The organism is Chitinophaga alhagiae, assembly GCF_003568665.1.
GTDB lineage: Bacteria > Bacteroidota > Bacteroidia > Chitinophagales > Chitinophagaceae > Chitinophaga > Chitinophaga alhagiae.
Window position 1 is genome coordinate 921,673 of record NZ_QXMH01000002.1, and the last position, 18,190, is coordinate 939,862.

The 18,190-nt window shown below is 54.4% G+C and carries 18 protein-coding genes; 11 read left to right on the forward strand and 7 right to left on the reverse strand.

Translation table 11 applies throughout. The annotated features are described in order from the left end of the window. Positions 1-50: 50 nt before the first annotated feature. Together D3A97_RS14600 and D3A97_RS14605 are read left to right on the forward strand one after the other, a co-directional pair. Positions 51-3,146 carry a sensor histidine kinase gene (locus D3A97_RS14600; RefSeq protein ID WP_119079214.1) on the forward strand — a complete coding sequence of 1,032 codons (3,096 nt, stop codon included), beginning with the start codon at positions 51-53 and terminating at the stop codon, positions 3,144-3,146. Continuing rightward, entirely contained in the window at positions 3,143-3,904 is a 762-nt protein-coding gene (locus D3A97_RS14605) for a LytR/AlgR family response regulator transcription factor (protein WP_198674003.1), read from the forward strand. Before D3A97_RS14600 ends, D3A97_RS14605 begins: the two co-directional genes overlap by 4 nt. A 15-nt stretch (positions 3,905-3,919) precedes the next feature. Here the strand turns inward: D3A97_RS14605 and D3A97_RS14610 are convergent, their stop codons facing one another. Beyond that, entirely contained in the window at positions 3,920-4,297 is a 378-nt protein-coding gene (locus D3A97_RS14610; RefSeq protein ID WP_232825968.1) for a hypothetical protein, read from the reverse strand. 117 nt (positions 4,298-4,414) lie between these two features. Between D3A97_RS14610 and D3A97_RS14615 the strand changes: the two genes are divergently transcribed. Next, positions 4,415-5,041 carry an RNA polymerase sigma factor gene (locus D3A97_RS14615; RefSeq protein ID WP_157986546.1) on the forward strand — a complete coding sequence of 209 codons (627 nt, stop codon included), beginning with the start codon at positions 4,415-4,417 and terminating at the stop codon, positions 5,039-5,041. An 18-nt stretch (positions 5,042-5,059) separates the two neighbouring features. On the opposite strand, the gene D3A97_RS14620 is transcribed toward D3A97_RS14615, so the two are convergent. Beyond that, positions 5,060-5,716: a hypothetical protein gene (locus D3A97_RS14620; RefSeq protein WP_119079218.1), complete on the reverse strand. Its 657-nt coding sequence runs from the start codon at positions 5,714-5,716 to the stop codon at positions 5,060-5,062. A 333-nt stretch (positions 5,717-6,049) separates the two neighbouring features. Between D3A97_RS14620 and D3A97_RS14625 the strand changes: the two genes are divergently transcribed. The 6 genes from D3A97_RS14625 (at position 6,050) to D3A97_RS14650 (ending at position 10,277) form a co-directional block, all read left to right on the forward strand. After that, positions 6,050-6,238, forward strand: a complete 189-nt coding sequence (locus tag D3A97_RS14625; protein WP_119079219.1) for a hypothetical protein — start codon at positions 6,050-6,052, stop codon at positions 6,236-6,238. A gap of 39 nt (positions 6,239-6,277) precedes the next feature. Continuing rightward, positions 6,278-7,261 carry a bestrophin family protein gene (locus tag D3A97_RS14630; protein WP_198674004.1) on the forward strand — a complete coding sequence of 328 codons (984 nt, stop codon included), beginning with the start codon at positions 6,278-6,280 and terminating at the stop codon, positions 7,259-7,261. A 75-nt stretch (positions 7,262-7,336) separates the two neighbouring features. Next, positions 7,337-7,795: a carboxymuconolactone decarboxylase family protein gene (locus tag D3A97_RS14635; protein WP_119079221.1), complete on the forward strand. Its 459-nt coding sequence runs from the start codon at positions 7,337-7,339 to the stop codon at positions 7,793-7,795. A gap of 32 nt (positions 7,796-7,827) precedes the next feature. After that, positions 7,828-8,169 carry a YciI family protein gene (locus D3A97_RS14640; RefSeq protein WP_119079222.1) on the forward strand — a complete coding sequence of 114 codons (342 nt, stop codon included), beginning with the start codon at positions 7,828-7,830 and terminating at the stop codon, positions 8,167-8,169. A 10-nt stretch (positions 8,170-8,179) separates the two neighbouring features. Beyond that, positions 8,180-9,424, forward strand: a complete 1,245-nt coding sequence (locus D3A97_RS14645; protein ID WP_119079223.1) for an RNA polymerase sigma factor — start codon at positions 8,180-8,182, stop codon at positions 9,422-9,424. 73 nt (positions 9,425-9,497) lie between these two features. Then, positions 9,498-10,277, forward strand: coding sequence for a succinate dehydrogenase cytochrome b subunit (locus D3A97_RS14650; protein WP_119079580.1), 780 nt, complete (start codon positions 9,498-9,500; stop codon positions 10,275-10,277). Positions 10,278-10,348: 71 nt separating this feature from the next. Here D3A97_RS14650 and D3A97_RS14655 read toward each other — a convergent pair whose 3' ends face one another. Further along, a complete protein-coding gene (locus D3A97_RS14655; protein ID WP_119079224.1) occupies positions 10,349-10,705 on the reverse strand; it encodes a YciI family protein in 357 nt (118 codons plus the stop codon). A 37-nt stretch (positions 10,706-10,742) separates the two neighbouring features. Then, the gene (locus D3A97_RS14660; RefSeq protein WP_119079581.1) at positions 10,743-11,498 is read right to left on the reverse strand and encodes an SDR family oxidoreductase; all 756 of its coding nucleotides are present in this window, start codon (positions 11,496-11,498) and stop codon (positions 10,743-10,745) included. A gap of 318 nt (positions 11,499-11,816) precedes the next feature. Between D3A97_RS14660 and D3A97_RS14665 the strand changes: the two genes are divergently transcribed. Next, the gene (locus D3A97_RS14665) at positions 11,817-12,203 is read left to right on the forward strand and encodes a VOC family protein (protein ID WP_119079225.1); all 387 of its coding nucleotides are present in this window, start codon (positions 11,817-11,819) and stop codon (positions 12,201-12,203) included. Here the strand turns inward: D3A97_RS14665 and D3A97_RS25170 are convergent. From D3A97_RS25170 to D3A97_RS14680, 3 genes are all read right to left on the reverse strand, one after another. Further along, complete coding sequence (locus D3A97_RS25170; RefSeq protein ID WP_232825969.1) at positions 12,194-15,403, reverse strand: sigma 54-interacting transcriptional regulator; 3,210 nt, start codon at positions 15,401-15,403, stop codon at positions 12,194-12,196. The genes D3A97_RS14665 and D3A97_RS25170 overlap by 10 nt on opposite strands. 171 nt (positions 15,404-15,574) lie before the next feature. After that, positions 15,575-16,351: an alpha/beta fold hydrolase gene (locus tag D3A97_RS14675; protein WP_119079226.1), complete on the reverse strand. Its 777-nt coding sequence runs from the start codon at positions 16,349-16,351 to the stop codon at positions 15,575-15,577. A 52-nt stretch (positions 16,352-16,403) separates the two neighbouring features. Further along, positions 16,404-17,393 (reverse strand): alpha/beta hydrolase, encoded by a 990-nt coding sequence (locus D3A97_RS14680; RefSeq protein ID WP_119079227.1) that lies wholly within the window; start codon positions 17,391-17,393, stop codon positions 16,404-16,406. 227 nt (positions 17,394-17,620) lie between these two features. Here D3A97_RS14680 and D3A97_RS14685 point away from each other — a divergent pair, with 227 nt between their 5' ends. Continuing rightward, entirely contained in the window at positions 17,621-18,187 is a 567-nt protein-coding gene (locus tag D3A97_RS14685; RefSeq protein ID WP_119079228.1) for a hypothetical protein, read from the forward strand. Positions 18,188-18,190 lie beyond the last annotated feature (3 nt).

Below are 18,190 nucleotides of genomic sequence, written 5' to 3' on the forward strand. Positions count from 1 at the left end.
GTGGAATGTGATATTTGTTGTAGCTTTAGGTACTTGTTTTTGCTTACCCCATGAAAATATCTGCCCGGCATATTCTCCTGATCTGCCTGCTTCTGCCTTACGGTGAGGTTTCCATAGCACAACCGGCCGCCGCCAGCTTTGAGCGGTACACCATCCGGCAGGGATTGTCTGACAACAATGTGTCCTGCATTACGCAGGACGGGCTGGGGTATATCTGGCTGGGCACGGAGAACGGGCTCAACCGGTTTGACGGCAATACCTTTGTCAGCTTCTTTCACGATACCAGCGGGCGCAGCATTCCCGGCAATCATGTCATAGACCTGAAACATACTGCCGCCGGTCTTTTGCTGGTGCTTACGCAAAAAGGCGTTCACCAGCTCAACACCGTTGGCATGCAGGGCCGCAACTACCTGCTGCCTGCGTCGGAGCGCAGCCACACCAGCCAGAACCGGCTGGTAGACGTGCTGCCGCTGCCAGACGGCGCCATGGCCCTCAGCTCTTCATTGGGTTTTTACGTGATGAACGCAGACACGGGTTTCGCCTTCCGTTTCAACCGGCTCCGCGCCGGGGGCGAAAGCGGCGCTTCCGTGGCCAACTACGGGCAGAACATGTTCCACCTGCGAGACGGGAACGTGCTGCTGTTTACCCGGCAGGAAGGCATTTCGCTCTACATCCCCTCCACCCGCCGGTTCATCCGTTACCTCACGGCGCTGCCGCCGGGGCTGCGGGCATTCTGCCGCCCGTGGCTGGTACGCTGCCAACTGGATGCGGACCGCTTCATGTTCGTTCATCAGGGAAAAGACAGCATCACCGTCTATAACGCCAACGATCATACGAAAATAACCGCTGCGCTGCCCGCTTTTGCGCGGGAAGAACTAACGGCAGAAAGCCGCATCTTCCCCATGCCTGGCCGGCGTTTTGCCCTTACGCTGGCCCGCTCCGGCCTGTGCGTGTTCCGGCTGGGCGGGCCAACCGGCGGCGTGCTGTTTGAAGCGGCCAAACAGCTGCCGGAATACAAATGCAATTACGTGTTCACGGACCGGGAAGACCGGTTATGGGTAGGCACCTCCCTCGGTTTGCTGCGGGAGCGGAAAGAGCAGCCGCTCTTTACCGCCTGGGACCTCAATACAGCGCCGCAAGACGGCTACTCCCAGTTCTACGCTATGCTGCGCCTGGGCGGCCGCCTTTACCTCACGGGCAGCGATCCCGAGGCCGCCATTACCGTGGTAGACACCGCCACCATGTCTGTTATCCGCACCATCAGGCTGGACCCCGGCGGCAAAGACAGGATGCAGCTGCCTTCCATCCAGAGCTACCATCCGGACACGCTCTGGATAGGCACCAACAAAGGCGTGATGTGGCTGGATACGCGGCATTACCGTTTTGGCCGCGTGGCCGTACCGCCGGAGCTGGAAGGGCTGCGCGTCAACCTCGGGCCCGCGCTGAAGAACGGCGAAGCGTGGCTGGTGGCCATGTGGGGCGGCGCGGTGGCGCGCTACAACATACAGCGCCGCAGTTTCACCTGTTATACCGGCAGCACCGATCCGGCATTGCCCTTTGACCGCGTGAAGCAGGCCGTCTGCGATGCCTACGGCGATGTGTGGATCTCCGGCCATGGCCTTGCCCGCTGGCGTTACAGCACCGGGCGGTTTGATGATACGGTGATCACCCGCTACAACGGCATCAATAAAGAGGAAGACAACATACTGGCCATTTGCGCGGATGCCCGCGGCTCGTTATGGCTGCACAGCTTCGAGAACGGCCTGCAGGAGTACCGTATCCGAGAAGACCGCTTTATCAGCCACAGCCTGACGGAAGGTTTTTCTTCCACCGCCCTTGTCAGCATCAGCAACCGGGAGGTGCTGGGAAAGATATGGTTCTCCACCCCGGGCAACCAGGTGGGCAATATTGACCTGGACACGCGCAAGTTCAACATCTACGGCGCCGCAGACGGCCTGCCGGAAGAGCGCCCCAGCTCCCGCAGCATTTTTTATGATGAAGAAACCGGCGCCTGCTATGCGCTTACGGCCAATCACCTGGTACGCTTTTACCCCGGTGATGAGCCTGCCGCACCCAACACCAGCCCCATCCTGATAGAACAGGTAACGGCGCCCGGCGGGCCCATCTACCACCCCGGGGATACCGTGCGTTTTCCCTATCAGCATAACAACGTGGACGTGCGCTTCACCATTGTGAGCTACGGCAATAACGCAGACAACCAGTTCTTCTACCGCATCAACACCGCCAAAACATGGGTGCCGCTCCGCAACCAGCGCAGCGTTAACATGAGCGGTCTTTCACCCGGCACATATAACCTGTGGATCAGGGCCGTAGGCAGGCATGGGGATGAGCAGTTCCGGCGCCTGGCCGTGATCATTGACCCGCCTTTCTGGGATACCTGGTGGTTTTTGGCGCTTGCCGCCATGCTGGCCGGCGGCGCGGGATATACGGCCATGCGGTGGCGGGAGCGCATGCAGCAGAAGAAGCTGGAGCTGGCCCTGCTCAACCAGCAGCTCACGGAAATGGAAATGAAAGCGCTGCATGCGCAGATGAACCCGCACTTCATTTTCAACTGCCTCAACAGCATCCTGGGCATGATCATCTACCGCCGCAATGAGGAGGCATACCGCTACCTCAACCGCTTTGCCCGCCTCATCCGCGAGAACTTCGACCATAGCCGCCGCACCTTCATCACCCTGCAGCAGAATATAGACTACCTGCACAATTACCTCAAGATGGAGCAGCTGCGGTTCACCAATTTTGAATATGATATGAAAGTAGACGAAGGGCTGAACACCACGGAGATCATGATTGCCCCCATGCTGATACAACCGCTGGCTGAAAACGCCATCTGGCACGGGCTGCAGGCCGTAGAAGACAAAAAGCAGCTATGGATCTCCTTTTCCCGCAAACGGGATTACCTCGTGTGCGAAATAGAAGACAACGGCATTGGCATCAACCGGGCCACGGCAGACCGCAGCCACACCCAGCGCCACCTTTCCATCGGCATAGACAACATCAGGAAACGCATTGTGCTGCTGCAAAGGAAATATAATACAGACTGCATCATCCGCTTTATGGACAAGAGCGAGCGGGGCACCGGCGAAAGCGGTACAATTGTAACCCTTACATGGAAAATCATATGATCAAAGCAATCATCACAGACGATGAGGTACGCAGCGTGGAAACCCTGCGGCGGCTGCTGGAACTGTATTGCCCTGCTGTTACGGTAGTGGCGGAATGTTACAACGTGGAGTCTACCCGCCGGCAGATCTCCATTCACCGGCCAGACCTGCTTTTCCTGGACATTGCCATGCCCGGCAAGAGCGGCTTTGACCTGCTGCGCGAGCTGGGAGACGTTCCTTTCGAGATCATCTTCATCACTGCCTTCAGCGAGTACATGATGCAGGCCTTCCGCTTCAGCGCTATAGACTACCTGCTGAAGCCGGTGGATGAAGAACTGCTGGTGAACGCGGTAAACAGGGTGGAGAAGCGGCTGCAAAGCGCGGCGGCGCCCACTTCCATGGAGGCGTTGCGTTATAATCTTGAGAAACTGCAGCGGCCGCAGGAGATGAAGATCTGCATTCCTCATTCCAAGGGGTTTGTGCTGGTACACCTGGCGGATATTATCTATTGCGAGGCAGACAATACCTACACCACTTTTTTCCTCACCACCGGCAAACCCTTTGTGTCTTCCAGGTCTATCATAGATTTTGAGCTGCTGCTGCAGGATACGTCGTTTTGCCGCATCCATAAATCTTTCCTCGTTAACATGCTGCACATCAAGGAGTACGTAAAAGGAGAGGGAGGCAGCGTGATACTCAGCAACAATGCGGAGCTGGAAGTATCACGCCGGAAGAAAGACCATTTTCTGGCAAGGGTGAAGGAGTATTACAAGTTTTAAACCATGCCGCCTTCTTTATGCCTTGCCGGCCGCCTGGAGCCTGGTCAGCTGCGCCAGGGTATATGCGCCCACCGCCATCACCAGGTCCCGTACGGCCACGTCAAAATAATGGCCTCCCATTACCAGTTGCAGGGCAATACAGATCAGCCAGGCCATTACCACATAGGCCCCTATCAACGGCCGGACCAGCACCAGAATGCCCGCCACGATCTCGATGACGCCTACTGCTTTCATAAATGCCTCCGGGGCAAGGGGAACGATGCCCGTCATAAAGCTGCTTAAATAGTCCGTCCAGTTAGCCAGCAGGTTCGTAAATTTGTCCAGCCCCGCAATGACCGGCACCAGGCCGAAAGTGAGCTTCAACGTTTGCTGTAATTGCTGTATGGATGCCATGATATACATATTTTGGTACCTATATTGGATGTGGCGGGGAAGAAAACGTTACAAAACTTTCCGGGATTTTTTTTGGCAACTGCTGTAACCTTTTATGGCTGCCCGCATCTAATGCATATGATAGCTACACCAGACCAGGTATCTGACCAGGAACTTGTTGCAAGGGTACTGGCCGGAGAAAAGGGAATGTTCGAAACAATTATCCGCCGTTATAACCAGCGGCTGTACCGCATTGGCATGTCTGTGCTGAACAGCGATACCGATGCGGAAGACGCCATGCAGAACGCTTATATAAAGGCATATGAACACCTGGCAGGGTTTGAGCACCGCGCGGCCTTCAGCACCTGGCTGACCCGCATTATGCTGAACCAGTGTTACGAGCAGAAAAGAAAGAACAGGCATATGGTGGCCCCGCTTTCTCCAACAGATAATTTTATGCATATGGATACGCCGGCAAATGATCTGGTGAACAAAGAACTGGGCAACGTGCTGGAACACGCAGTTGCGCAACTGCCGGAAAAGTACCGGCTGGTGTTTGTTCTGCGGGAAATAGAAGACCTGTCTGTCAAAGACACGTCTGAAACCCTGGATATTGAAGAGAGCAACGTAAAGGTCCGTTTGAACCGGGCCAAGGTGATGCTCCGGAAAAGCCTGGCCGGGTATGTGAAAGACCATGTGTACAGCTTCCACCTGAGCCGGTGCAACCGGATAGTGAGCCATGTAATGGGGAAGCTGGGGGCGTGATGGGGCGGAGCCAGGCCGTCAATTCATTGCCCTGTAATAGTCCTGTATCTTCTGCCGGTTTTTCCAGCCCTCCAGCAGCTGTACGTTCCTTTCCTGCAGCAGGCGGAAAGACTCCATGGTGGCGGTGATCTTTGACAGGTATTCCCTGCCTTCGTCACTCAGTGTGCCGGGAGAAAAGCGCTTCTTTTTGTCCATTTGTTCTTTCAGCGCCCCGTTGAGCGTATCAGCATTGCGCATGAATTGGCGCATGGTCTCCTGCATCTGGGCATGGCCTTCCAAGTTTGCGCTGCCGCATTTATCCGCCAGTTTTGCCGCAAATGGCTGCAGCGCCTTTTTATGATAGGCGGCCAGCAGGTTGTACAGTTTAACAATGCATCCATAGACCTGTTTTGCGGTGGCCGTTTGCGCAGTACGCCAGTTGCCGGCTTCCTGCAAAATTTTCAACAGCTCCGTGGCCGCGGGCAGGTCGGTATGCTTCAGTTTTTTGGTGATCTTGACAATGTAGTGGCTACAGTCATGTTCCCTGGTATGCCATTCCAGCAACTTTTTCAGGTTGTCTTTCCCGGTATAGCATTTATAGATCAGCGTGTCATGCTGCTCAAGTGACTTAAAAGGAAAAAATGCAAATCCTTCGCAGAATTTCTTTTGCAGTTCGGTGTCGGTAAATGAAGGCATAGTCTCTCTCTTTTGTTACAATGATCGGGTATAGGTTTTCACAGATAGTAAATGTATGCAACCAAAGATATGTTTCCGCCGGTGCATGCAGCTAACCCAAAAGTAGTACAACGGACGTTAACAGCAATACGGGGCGTTGTATCTTAGTGTTATGGCCCGCCAAAACTTCACTATATACCGTGTAACCTCCGCGTACTGACGATATATCGTGACCCCGCGCCATGCTGGGGGATCCTAATCAGTTGATCTATAGCCTGTTAATCCAATGGCACATGGGTTGCAAATACTCCTGCGCAACAATAATGTTGTTATCACCACTTAAAACCCAAAGCCATGACAGTACTTTCCCAGATCCTCCGCGCCCTTTTCGGGGGCCCTGCAACAACGCCGGTTGTAACAACCGTTGAGACCGCGCTGGAAGAAGTGCATGAAAAAGACGTTTACCAGGGCATTGAGTTCCTGGATGATCCTCTCCGGCTTGATGACCCGGATGAAAATGATATGGATAAATGGACATATTGATCAATCAACAGGCACATGCATATAGGAAAATCATACAGGTTGTCCGACTTCCTTTTCTGGACGCGGAAAAAAATGTACACATTGGTGATACTGGGCACGGTACCCGTAGTGCTCTACCAGTTGCTGGGGTTTAAATGGCTGACGGTACCGTGGATGGTGGTGGCGCTTTTGGGCACGGCCACCGCTTTTATTGTTGGGTTCAAAAATACGCAGACCTACAACCGCACCCGGGACGGGGGCGCCGTGTGGACGGGTATCAACAGCAGCAGTAAAACATGGGGCATAATGTGCCGGGAGTACTTTCAGGATGCCGGCCTGGTACGCGAGCTGGTGTACCGCCACTTTGCCTGGCTGACGGCCCTGCGCTACCAGTTGCGCGAAGGCCGGGTGTGGGAGGTGACGGATACGCAGCCCAATGCGGAATACCAGCGGTATTACAACATTCCCGAACGGCAGGCAGGTTTTGAAGGGGAGATGCTGAAATACATCCCTGAGCAGGAACTGGCCGCTATAGCCGGCGTCCGCAGCAAGGCAACGCAGTTGCTGGCCCTGCAAAGCCGCACCATCAAGGCGGCACATGAAAGCCAGGCCATAGCCACCGCCCAGTTCATCGAAATGCAGCGTACGCTCAACGTTTTCTTTGGCCAGCAGGGGCAGTGCGAAGCCCTGAAGGAGGCGCCTTACCCGCGGCAGTACTCCATTATCAATACCATTTTTGTGCGCATGTTCTGCGTGCTGCTGCCGTTTGGCATGTTGCAGGAGTTTGACAAGCTGAACAGCAGTGTAAGCGGGTGGATGCACGGGCACATGATCTGGCTGCTGATCCCTTTCAGCATGATCATATCCTGGATGTACACGTCACTGGAGCAGGTGGGGGAAAGCACGGAAAACCCTTTTGAAGGCAGCGCCAACGATGTGCCTATTTCCCAGATCTGCCGGGCCATTGAGATAGACCTCCGGGAAATGCTGGGCGAAACGGAGCTGCCGGTACCGCTGGAACCGCAGAACGAGATCGCTGTCTGAAAAAAATATCCGGGAATTTGTCTAAAACAGGAAAACCGGTTGTCATTAGTATATAACAAATCAAATCAGATTAAAATGGAACAAAGAATTAACTTTCAGGAAAAAGGGCCTGGCGCCATTAAAACGCTCTTTCACATTGGCGCTTACCTCAAAAGATCATTGATAGAGGTACCCCTGCAGGAGCTGGTATCTTTCCGGGTATCACAAATTAACGGCTGTGCCTATTGCCTTGACATGCATTCAAAAGATGCCCGTTCTCATGGGGAAACGGAGCAGCGCCTGTACGCCCTGAGCGCGTGGCGGGAAACGGCGTTTTTCACCACCCGTGAAAGGGCGGCGCTGGCATGGGCGGAAGCGGTAACGGCCTGTCACATACCGGATGATATTTACATACGGGTAAAAGAACAGTTCACAGATGAAGAACTGGTAGACCTGACGCTGGTGGTTGCTTCCATCAATAGCTGGAACCGCTTCAACATAGCGTTCACCCGGCCCGATGCCGTAGGCACCTACCAGGTAGGCCAGTTTGGCTGAGACTTTGCCCAGGCACAAAAAAACCAAGATATATGAACGATTTCTTACTGGTATTCCGCAGAGATTACAAAACGAAGGAGATACAACCGTCGCCGGAGCAATTGCAGGCGCATCTGAGCCGGTGGCGGGAATGGTTTGACGGCCTCCAGGCGCGGGAACTGCTGGCAAGGCCGCTCCAGCCCTGGGAAGCCACGGGAAAAGTGCTGAAGCATGATAAGACCGTAACAGACGGCCCGTATGCGGAGATCAAGGAATCCATAGGCGGGTTTATAGTGATCAGGGCCAACAGCTACGATGAGGCCGTTGAAATTGCCAAAGGCGCGCCCATCCTTGAGCTGGGCGGAACAGTGGAAGTACGGATGGCGGTGGTGTAACTTTGACCGTATGGAAGGAAAAGAACTATTGCCGCATTTGTTCAGAACAGAGTACCGCAAAATGGTGTCGGTACTTTGTTCCCTGTTCGGCATGGAACATATAGAACTGGCGGAAGATATTGTGAGTGACACCTTTCTGGCCGCAACAGAATCCTGGAGCGCCAGGGGCGTACCGGAAAACCCGGCGGCCTGGCTGTACGTGGTGGCCCGGAACAAAACAAAGAACTGGCTGAAGAGAGACAATTTCTTTCACCGGCAACTGCTGGTTGATCTCCGGCTCAATACCCCGGAGGGAGAAGAGATCGAGATCGATCTTTCCGCCCGCAACATAGAAGACAGCCAGCTGGCCATGATCTTTGCCGTATGCCATCCTTCCATTCCCGCAGAATCCCAGGTGGGGCTTGCGCTGAACCTGCTTTGCGGTTTCGGGGCGCAGGAAATAGCGGATGCTTACCTTACCAGCAAAACGGTGATTTACAAACGCCTGAGCCGGGCCAAAGAGAAGTTGAAAGAAGCGGGGATAAAGATCGGGCAGCCCACGCTCCCGGAAATGAACGAGCGGCTGGAGGCGGTGCTGAAAACGTTGTACCTCCTTTTTTCCGAAGGCTATTATTCCACTTCCCACAACACGGTGTTGCGGAAAGAGCTGTGTGTGGAAGCCATGCGGCTCAACTACCTGCTGGCGGAACAACCGCAAACAGACCAGCCAGCGGTGAACGCCTTGCTGGCGCTGATGTGCTTTCACTCTTCCCGTTTTGACGCAAGAACGAATGATTCGGGAGAGCTGCTCCTGTACGAAGACCAGGATGAGACGCGCTGGGACCGGGAACTGATCGGCCGGGGCGAGTATTACCTCCACCGTTCCGCGGCCTCCCTAGTACTGACCCGCTACCACCTGGAGGCGGCCATTGCCTACTGGCACACTCATAAGGAAGACTCCCGCGAAAAATGGGAGAACATCCTGGGCCTGTACAACCAGCTGCTGATACTGGAATATTCTCCCATGGCCGCCCTGAACCGCACATTTGCCCTGGCCAAGGCAAGAAGCAAACAGGAGGCTATCAGGGAAGCGGAGAAACTGGGGCTGACAGACAATTATTTTTATTACCTGCTGCTGGGCAACCTTTATACGCATGTAGATGACAGGAAGGCGCTGCGGCATTATGAAACGGCGCTGAAGCAGGCCAATACCCCGGCCAATACTTCGTTCATGATAAAGCATATGGAACAGCTGAAGCGCCACCTGAACAATTGATGTTCGTTCTTTTGTTGATACTGTATAACCGTGGCCGTTGCCCGCGCCTGCACGGCCCATAAACGCATTCACCATGCAAGGTTTCAAACAATTCTTCCGCTCATCGCTGGGCAGAAAGCTGATCATGTCCATGACGGGGCTGTTCCTCTGCCTCTTCCTCATCGTACACCTGGGCGGCAACCTTACGCTGTTTGCCGGAGATGAAGGGTATACGTTCAATATCTACGCGCATTTTATGACCCATTTTTTGCCGGTTGAAATTATTGGCTATGTGTTGTATGTGTCCATCCTGATTCATGCCTTCTATGCGCTGGCGCTCACCATCAGCAACCGGCGCGCCCGGCCGGTGAAGTATGCCATTGCGCCAAAAGGTGGCGCCAGTTGGGCTTCCCTGAACATGGGGCTGCTGGGCAGCATCATTTTCCTGTTCCTGGTGATCCACATGACCAACTTCTGGGGCCGGTATAAATTTACCGAAGGCACCTACCGGGAGTACCGGAAAGATCTTTTGACGGGGCAGCTCACATCCACCGTGTACGTACCGCCATCCCCGGATTTTGAGTACGCCGTTACCCAGGAGCAGCACATTGAGGTGGTACGGGTAAAAGACCTGTATGCTATTGTTGCGCACAGCTTCAGCCTGCTCTGGTACGTATTGCTGTACCTGGTGGCCATGGTGGCGGTGGCCTACCACATGTACCACGGTTTCCAGAGCGCTTTCCAGACCGCGGGGCTGGCCAGCCGGCGGTATACGCCCGTGGTCAAATTCATCGGCATATGGCTCTTTGCGGTCATCATCCCGCTGGCGTTCGCGTCCATGCCAATTGTATTTTACATCAAGAGCCTGTTGTGATCAGCAGACAAAAGCAGCAAGGCCTTTGCGGTATACCGCAAAGGCCTTGCTGTTGCCGTTCAGTACGGTGATCAGGCTACCGGTACCGCCATGCGTACTTCAACAATGGCGCCGTAGCGGATGATGGGGCAGCCTTTGGCTATTTCTACCGCATCGTCATAATCCTTTGCCCGTACCAGGAAGAGGCCGCCGATAGATTCCCTGCTTTCAGCATAAGGGCCGTTGTATACCTGGTCTTTGTTCTTTTCAAACCTGATAACCCTGCCGTCTACGTCCCAACGCTTGGGCGGGGCTACCAGCCTGTCTTGCGCGGCAATGCCGGCTACCCAGTCCTGGTACGGTTTAAGGGCTTCTTTCATCTGTTCGGGCGAGGGCGTTGGGTTAGCGCTGGTCAGGTCCCTGTGGATCACTAAGAGAAATTCTTGCATGTTGTTGCTGTTTATAAATGAATACTAAAAAAAGTTGTTACGCTTTCACAGGGCGGTTGGCAAACCAGGTCTCAAAATTGATGTGGCCAATGCGCGGGTTGGGGCCGGGTACGAGCGACTGGTTGTTGAGCAGCGCGCCGAAGTACCGGGCAGAATTATCCGCCACCACTGTACGCGGATCTTTCAGCTCACCAAGGTAGCGGGCTACCAGGGCGGCGAGGCTTACTTTTTCCGGCCCGGCAATTTCTACGGTGCCGTTCACCGGCGCTCCCAAGGCAACGTCTGCCACGGCATCCGCTACATCGTCAGACGCAATGGGCTGTATAAATGCCGGTGACAGGTGAATGGCCTCTTCTTTGGCCGCTGAGGCCGCAATGCCGCCCAGGAACTCGAAGAACTGGGTGGAGTGAACAATGGTGTAAGGAATGCCGGAGCGTTTGATGAGCGTTTCCTGTGCCGCTTTTGCGCGGAAGTAGCCGCTTTCCTGCAGCCGGTAGGTGCCCACTACGGAAAGGGCCACGTGGTGTTGAACGCCTGCTTCCGCTTCCGCGGCCAGCAGGTTGCGGCCGGAGGTCTGGAAAAACTCCAGTACGGCCTTGTCTTCAAAAGAAGGAGAGTTGGCCACGTCTATCACTACGCCGGCGCCCTCCAGCGCTGCGGACAGACCTTCGCCGGTAATAGTGTTCACGCCGGTGGCGGGAGAGGCGGCTATTACTTCGTGCCCAAGCAGGCGAAGTCTTTCAACTGTTTTGGAGCCGATCAGGCCGGTTCCGCCAATTACTACGATTTTCATGATCAGAACATTTAAGGTTGCCTGCATGCAGGCAGTGGTGAATTAATTTGCAGAATAGTTTGCAAGTGAAGTGCCATTGCTTTACCGGGCTATAAATCAGTTAGTTGCATTGGGGCAGCCTGTTTTTCTTTCACCTTATAAAGAGAATTGCCGTGGGTTTCACGAAATACAGCGGGGTTTTTATGGGGTACCGGGAGAATGACGGAAACGGCCCGCAGAATTTCGCAAATGGCCGCCTTGCCTGACAAGCTGATGGGCTATCTTTGAGACTGATACAGGCACGCCAGCAAGCATGCCGGAACACATTAAATCTGGTTTATGAAAACAAAAAAGATTTGGGCCAATTTCGGTGTCCTGGATTTAGAACGGACCACTACATTCTATCAACAGCTCGGGTTTAAGCACAATGGAGCGTCTGGCCAATTGACCAGCTTCTTCTTTGGCGATGAGAACTTTATCATCCATTTCTTTCTGAAGGATGTGCTTGAGCCCGCTATGAAGGGGCCAATAGTTGATACCAAGGCCGGGAATGAAATTATATTTACCATTTCCGCTGACAGCCGGGAAGTGGTTGACAACTGGGAAAAGGAGGTGCGGCAAGCCGGGGGGACCATCGTTTCCAAACCCGAAGCGTTTGGCGAAGGGTATTACGGTTTTGTATTTGCTGACCCTGACGGGCACAAGTTCAACGTATTTCAGATGTAGTCCGCCTTGACGATCTTTAGCTTTCTCATTTTGGAATGCAGCGTGGTGCCCGGTATCTCAAGTATCTCCGCCGCTCCCCCGATGCCGGATATTTTTCCGCCGCACCGTTTCAGCATGTCAATGATATGGCTGCGTTCTATCTGTTCCAGCGTTCTTCCGGATGATGCCTGCGCATTTCCGTTATTTTCCTGCTGGCGCCCGGGCAGTTGAATTTCACTGAGCGTATCGCCTTCGCTGAGCAGAATGCCCCGCTCTATCTGGTGTTCCAGCTCCCGCACATTGCCCGGCCAGTCGTAACTTCTGAGCTGTTTCAATACCCTGGCGGACATGCCGGTCACTTTTTTGCCGATGTTCTTGTTGAATTTGGCGATAAAGGAATTGGCGAGCGCCTCAATGTCTTCCAGGCGTTCCCGCAGCGGGGGCAGGTGAATGGGGAATACGTTCAGCCGGTAGTAGAGGTCTGACCGGAAACGGCCTGCCTGTACTTCCGCTTCCAGGTTACGGTTGGTGGCGGCAATAATACGCACGTCTACCTTGATGGTGCTTTTCCCGCCCACTCTTTCAAGCTCCCTTTCCTGCAATACCCGCAGCAATTTCACCTGCAGCTCCAGCGGCATTTCACCGATCTCGTCCAGGAAGAGGGTGCTGTGATTGGCCAGCTCGAACTTCCCGATGCGCCGGTCTATAGCGCCGGTGAAAGCGCCTTTTTCGTGGCCGAACAGCTCGCTTTCAATGAGGTGGGTGGGCAGGGCGGCGCAGTTCACCTTTACCATCAGCTTGCTTTTACGGGGAGAGGCGTTGTGTACGGCGCGGGCTATCAGCTCCTTGCCGGTGCCCGTTTCGCCCAGTATCAGCACGGTAGAGGCCGCGTTGGCCACCTGTGTGATGAGGCGGTACACCTTCTGCATCTGCGGCCCGCTGCCTACGATCTCGGAGAAATTGTAAATGGTCTTGATCTGCTCCCGCAGGTAATCGTTCTCATGCTCCAGCTTCTGTTTGTAGGCCAGTATCTTTTCGTTGGCGCGGATGTTCGAGATGGCAATGGATACCTGCGCGCAGATGCCCTGCAATATGGTGAGGTTAAGCTCATTGGTCAGCAGCCAGAGCGTGCCTACATTGGCATTGCCCGCACGCAGCGGCGCGCCGAAGGCGTTCTCCATCCCTACGCTTCGCCAGAAGCGCACAATAGGGCTGTCATTGCCCCGCGCCATCTCTTCTTCCACGTTAAAGAGCAAAGGCCCCTCGCTCCGCAGCACCCGCGCGTTCAGCTCATCTGATATATCAATGTTCCTGGAAACAAGCATCCTGAACGTAGTGTTTTCGTTCTGGAACTCTTTCTCGTCATACATGTAAGGGCTGAGGGTAACGCCATCGTCTTCAATAATGCGGATAATGGCCAGCTTGATGTTCAGCACCTTTTGCAATACCCTTGAAATGGCCAGCTGCAGCTCATCTTTGGTGCGTACAGCGGCAATGTCACGACTGAAATCCAGGAGGAAGGACTGTTCTTTTTCCCGGCGCAGTATTTCTTCGTTGGCAATAATGTTGTACATGGCTATGGAGATCTGGGCGCAAATGCCCTGCAACAGCGGCATGTTTATTTCTTCCAGCCCCAGCCACAGCACGCCCAGCGTTACATTGCCGGTACGCAGCGCGGTGCCTACCACGGTGGTGAACCCGATCTTTTTCCAGAGCTGCAGGTAACGCGCGGTGCCGCCCTTCCTGATCTCCGAGTTTACATTGAAAAAGAGCGGTATCTCGCTGTCCAGCACCCTGTTCTGCAACCCGTCTTCCAGGGGCAGCCTGGCCGTGAGCATTTCCCGTACCATCTCATCATCTTCTTCCGCAATATCTTCATCATAAATATAAGTAGTGGACGTAACGCGGTCTTCGTTGATCTTGCGGATCACGTAGCCGTTCAGCGAATCCAGCTTCCGGAGGCTTTTACGGACGGCGTCAGACAGGTCTGCCTTGCTTCTTACCGCGGCAATGTCGTTGCTGAAGTCCAGCAGGAATGATTTTTCCATTTCCCGTTTCAGTATTTCCTCATTGGCGGAAATATTGCTGATGGCGGTAAACAGCTGGCTGGAAATGCGGTTAACGATGTTGACGGCCTCCGTGCCGAACATCCCGGTCTGGTCTGCGAAGAGCATCAGGCTGTACTTGGACGTGCCGTTACCGCCCAGTATTTTCACGATCATTTCACGGGAGCCGGCCTCGTAATGCAGCCTGAACCAGAGAGGGGCATGCTCCAGGTCAAAAGACCGCATGTCAAAAACCAGCGGCTTGTAATAGAGTGACGCAATGTCGTAAATGCCATCATCCGCAGGCGTTGCCATGCCGAGTACGTTCCCGGAGTCTGTCAGCTCTTTCAGTTTGGCTTCCGCGTCCATCAGGTAAGCCTTGTAGTATTCCTCCTTCTCGTCCATCACTGTGATCATGCTGGCGGAAAAGGGCACGATCCCCTTCAGGGCGGAGCTGATGACTTTCAGCAGGTCCTGCCGGTCCCTGACCTTTACCATTTCGTTGCTGAGAGACAGCAGCACTTCGTTGACGGAGTCTGCGTGGCGCATGGCCTCATTTTTCTGGATATTGGCCACAGCGCTGGATATCTGGGGCGCAATGCCGGTGATGATGCCCGTAAATTCGTCCGTAAATCCGGCGGGGTCTGTTGTATAGGTGTGCAGGAAACCGATGATCTGGTCTTTGTCTTTCAGCGGCGTCATCAGGATGACCCGGATGCCCGCCTCGTAATTGACCTTCAGGAATACGGGGCTGCCGGGGAGGTCCATCACGTCTTCCATCCGGAAGGGGGTAGGTTCTCCGCTGGTCATTACCCGTTCAATAAAGGGCTCCTGCATCGGAAAGCGGCCGGCTACCAGGGAGGCATACAGCTCGTGGCCCTGGATGGGCGATGAATCAGGGTCCAGCAGGAAAGGAGTGTAGCTCTGCCCGTCCGGGTTGATGAGCGTAACAATAGCATGGGAAAAGGGGAACATTTCCCTGATCTTCAGGGAGAAAATGGTGATCAGGTCTGTTTTTTCCCGCACCTTGGTCAGCTCGTTGCCCAGCTCCAGGAGGATGCGGCGCTCTGTTTCCAGTGAGGCGATGCGTTCATTGGCCCGCCGGGCACTGGTACCGGTCACAAGTGTAGTGGCGGGGGAGATTTCGGAGGTAACTGCGGTTTTCGTTTTTTTCATGCTAAATGGACAGATTGTTAATGGTTAAAATGCAATGCTCATACTTAATAACAATCAGAAGGCGGTAAGTGGACAAAAAATACGGAATATTTATACCATTTCTTTTGTTTTTAGTAAAAAGCGCAAAGACCCGGGCGGGCCGGATCTTTGCGCTTTCGTGTTACGGGGCTGTTACAATTCCTGTGCGGCATTAACAATTATTGCCGCCACCTTTTCCGGCATGGAGACCATGGGTACGTGGCTGGATGCCAGCTCGGTGGTTTTGGCCTTGATCATGGCGGCTTCCGCCCGGGCCAGGTCTGGCGGTACCATCTGGTCTTCCGTGCCAATGATGCACCAGGCCGGCCGGGTCTTCCATGCTGCTGTTGATATTTTGGCAACGGTGGCTTTTGCGGCCCAGGGTGTTTGCGTAGCTACCAGTACGCCCCTTTCGGCGGCGGAGAGGTCTTGCGCAAAATGTTCGTTGATCCCTTTGGGAGAAAGGCGGAGGAAACCGGCGTCATCCTGCCTGAACTCCGCGCTGCCGGGCGCCGGTGGAAAAGCTTGTGTTACGTCCACTACAGATTGACCATCGTTGGGGATCAGGGCGCATACATACACCAGGCCAGCCACTTTGGGATCGTTACCTGCTTCCGAGATCACCATGCCGCCGTAAGAATGGCCCACGAGCAGCACAGGGCCTTCCATCAGCGCAATGGCCCTTTGGGTAGCTGCTACGTCTTCTTCCAGTGAGACGAGCGGGTTCTGCACCGCGGTAACGTTCAGCCCTTTGGCCTGCAGCAGGGGAATGACCTTTGCCCAGCTGGAGCCGTCGGCAAACGCGCCATGGACCAGTACAATGTTTTTCACGCCCTTGAGAATGGGCTGGGATTGCGCACCGGCAGGGCCGGGGGCAACTGCGGCAGCAGACAGTACCGTTGCGGCCACCACTTGTTTAATTGTAGACATATTGTATGTTTTTAAAAGTGTAGAAAAATCAGGTGAGAACAGGGTAAAGCGGTTACCCGGCGGCCAGCGATCTTTTTATCACGGCCGCGGCCTGCAGCAGCGCGGTTTTAACGGCCGGCACGCCGGCAAGGGCATTGAGCAGCCCGTAGTCATGTATCAAACCGGCGTAGCGGGTAAGGGTAACGGGTACGCCCGCTTCGTCCAGCTTGCGGGCGTATGCCTCGCCTTCATCGCGGAGCACGTCGTTTTCCGCCGTTTGCACCAGCGCCGGGGGCAAGCCTTTTAACTGGTCTGTGGAAGCCTGCAGGGGAGCGGCATATATTTCTCCACGCTTCTTTTTGTCTGGCAGGTAATTGTCCCAGAACCATATCATCATATTTTTGGTAAGGAACCTGCCTTCGCCCATTTCCTGGTAGGAACCTGTTTCGAAATTGGCGTCTGTAACCGGCCAGAGCAGTACCTGCAGCCTGATGGCGGGGCCGCCTTTCTCTTTGGCCAGTAACGCCAGCGCGGCTGCCATGTTGCCGCCTACGCTATTGCCCACAACAGCCAGGTTATGCCCGTTCACGCCTATTTCATCGCCCTGTTCCGCTACCCATTTGGCGGCGGCATGTAGCTGGTGTAAAGCAACCGGGTATTGCGCTTCAGGAGAGGGAGTATAATCCGGGAACACCGCTACGGCGCCGCTTTCTACCACCAGGTCCCTTACCAGCCTGCGGTGCGTGGGGTAATCTCCCAGCACCCAGCCGCCGCCATGGATGTAGAGGAACACCGGCGCGCCGGGTTGCGCATGGAGCGGTTTGGTGATGTGGAGCTTCAGCGTTTCTCCCTCCCAGGGGATAACTTTCTCCGATTCTTCGATGCCTGAATAATCTGCCGCTGCAGCGCTTTGGGCGCCGGATAGCACGTTCCGCGCGTCTGCCGGGCTGAGTTGCTCAATAGGTTTGCTGCCGCCGGCATTCAGCTGTTGCAGGAAACCCCGTACTTGCGTGAAGATGCGCGCATCTTCTTCCGGCCTTGATGTTTTTTTAGATGGTGCCATTGTGATCGTGTTTAATGTTGAATGATCGTAACCGTGATGCATGTGTTGTTGCAAGTGCTGCGCCATTTGCCAAACTGTTGAGCGCCAATAGCATAAAAAAGAACGTGTGTAGATTTTCTGGCTATATTTCGCCAATTGCCGAAATACGGTTCACAAATTGTGGAGAAAGGCCGCAAAGACCCTGTTCCCCTGTTTTTCGTATATTGATATACTAAACGTTTTGATGTATGGGCTGGCAACAAAAGATAACAGGCATCTTGCTACTTGGCTTGACAGCGTCTTGTGCCGATGGCCGGCGGGAACAGCAACTGACCTGGCGGGAACAGGTATTGGCGGAAAAAGAACGGCAGTTTGCCGTGAAAGAAGCGGATTATCAGTTGCTGCTCCGCATGAGAGACAGCCTGCTGGCCGCTGCAGATGCCCCGGAGCAACAGGCCTGGCCGGAAGACATACAGGGCAGGTGGAGCAGCAAGACCATTTGCAAGGAATCTACCTGCACGGAGTATGTAGTGGGAGATCAGCGTTCAACTGCCTGGGAATTTACCGGTGACTCTACCGGCCTGTTCACGAAAGTGTTTGACCGGAATATGGTAACGCGGGTCTTTTCCGCGTCTTTTGACAGCAGTACCGTCCGTTTGCTTTTTCAGTCAGATTCCGCCGCGCACAAGAACATGCAGATAAGCGTAGAGCTAAGCCGGGTCAGCCCTGGTTTGATGAAAGGCAGCCAGTTGCTCCGCATAGATAATAACTGCGCCGCCAGATTTTCTGTGGAACTAGTTCGTGCATCAAACTAATTG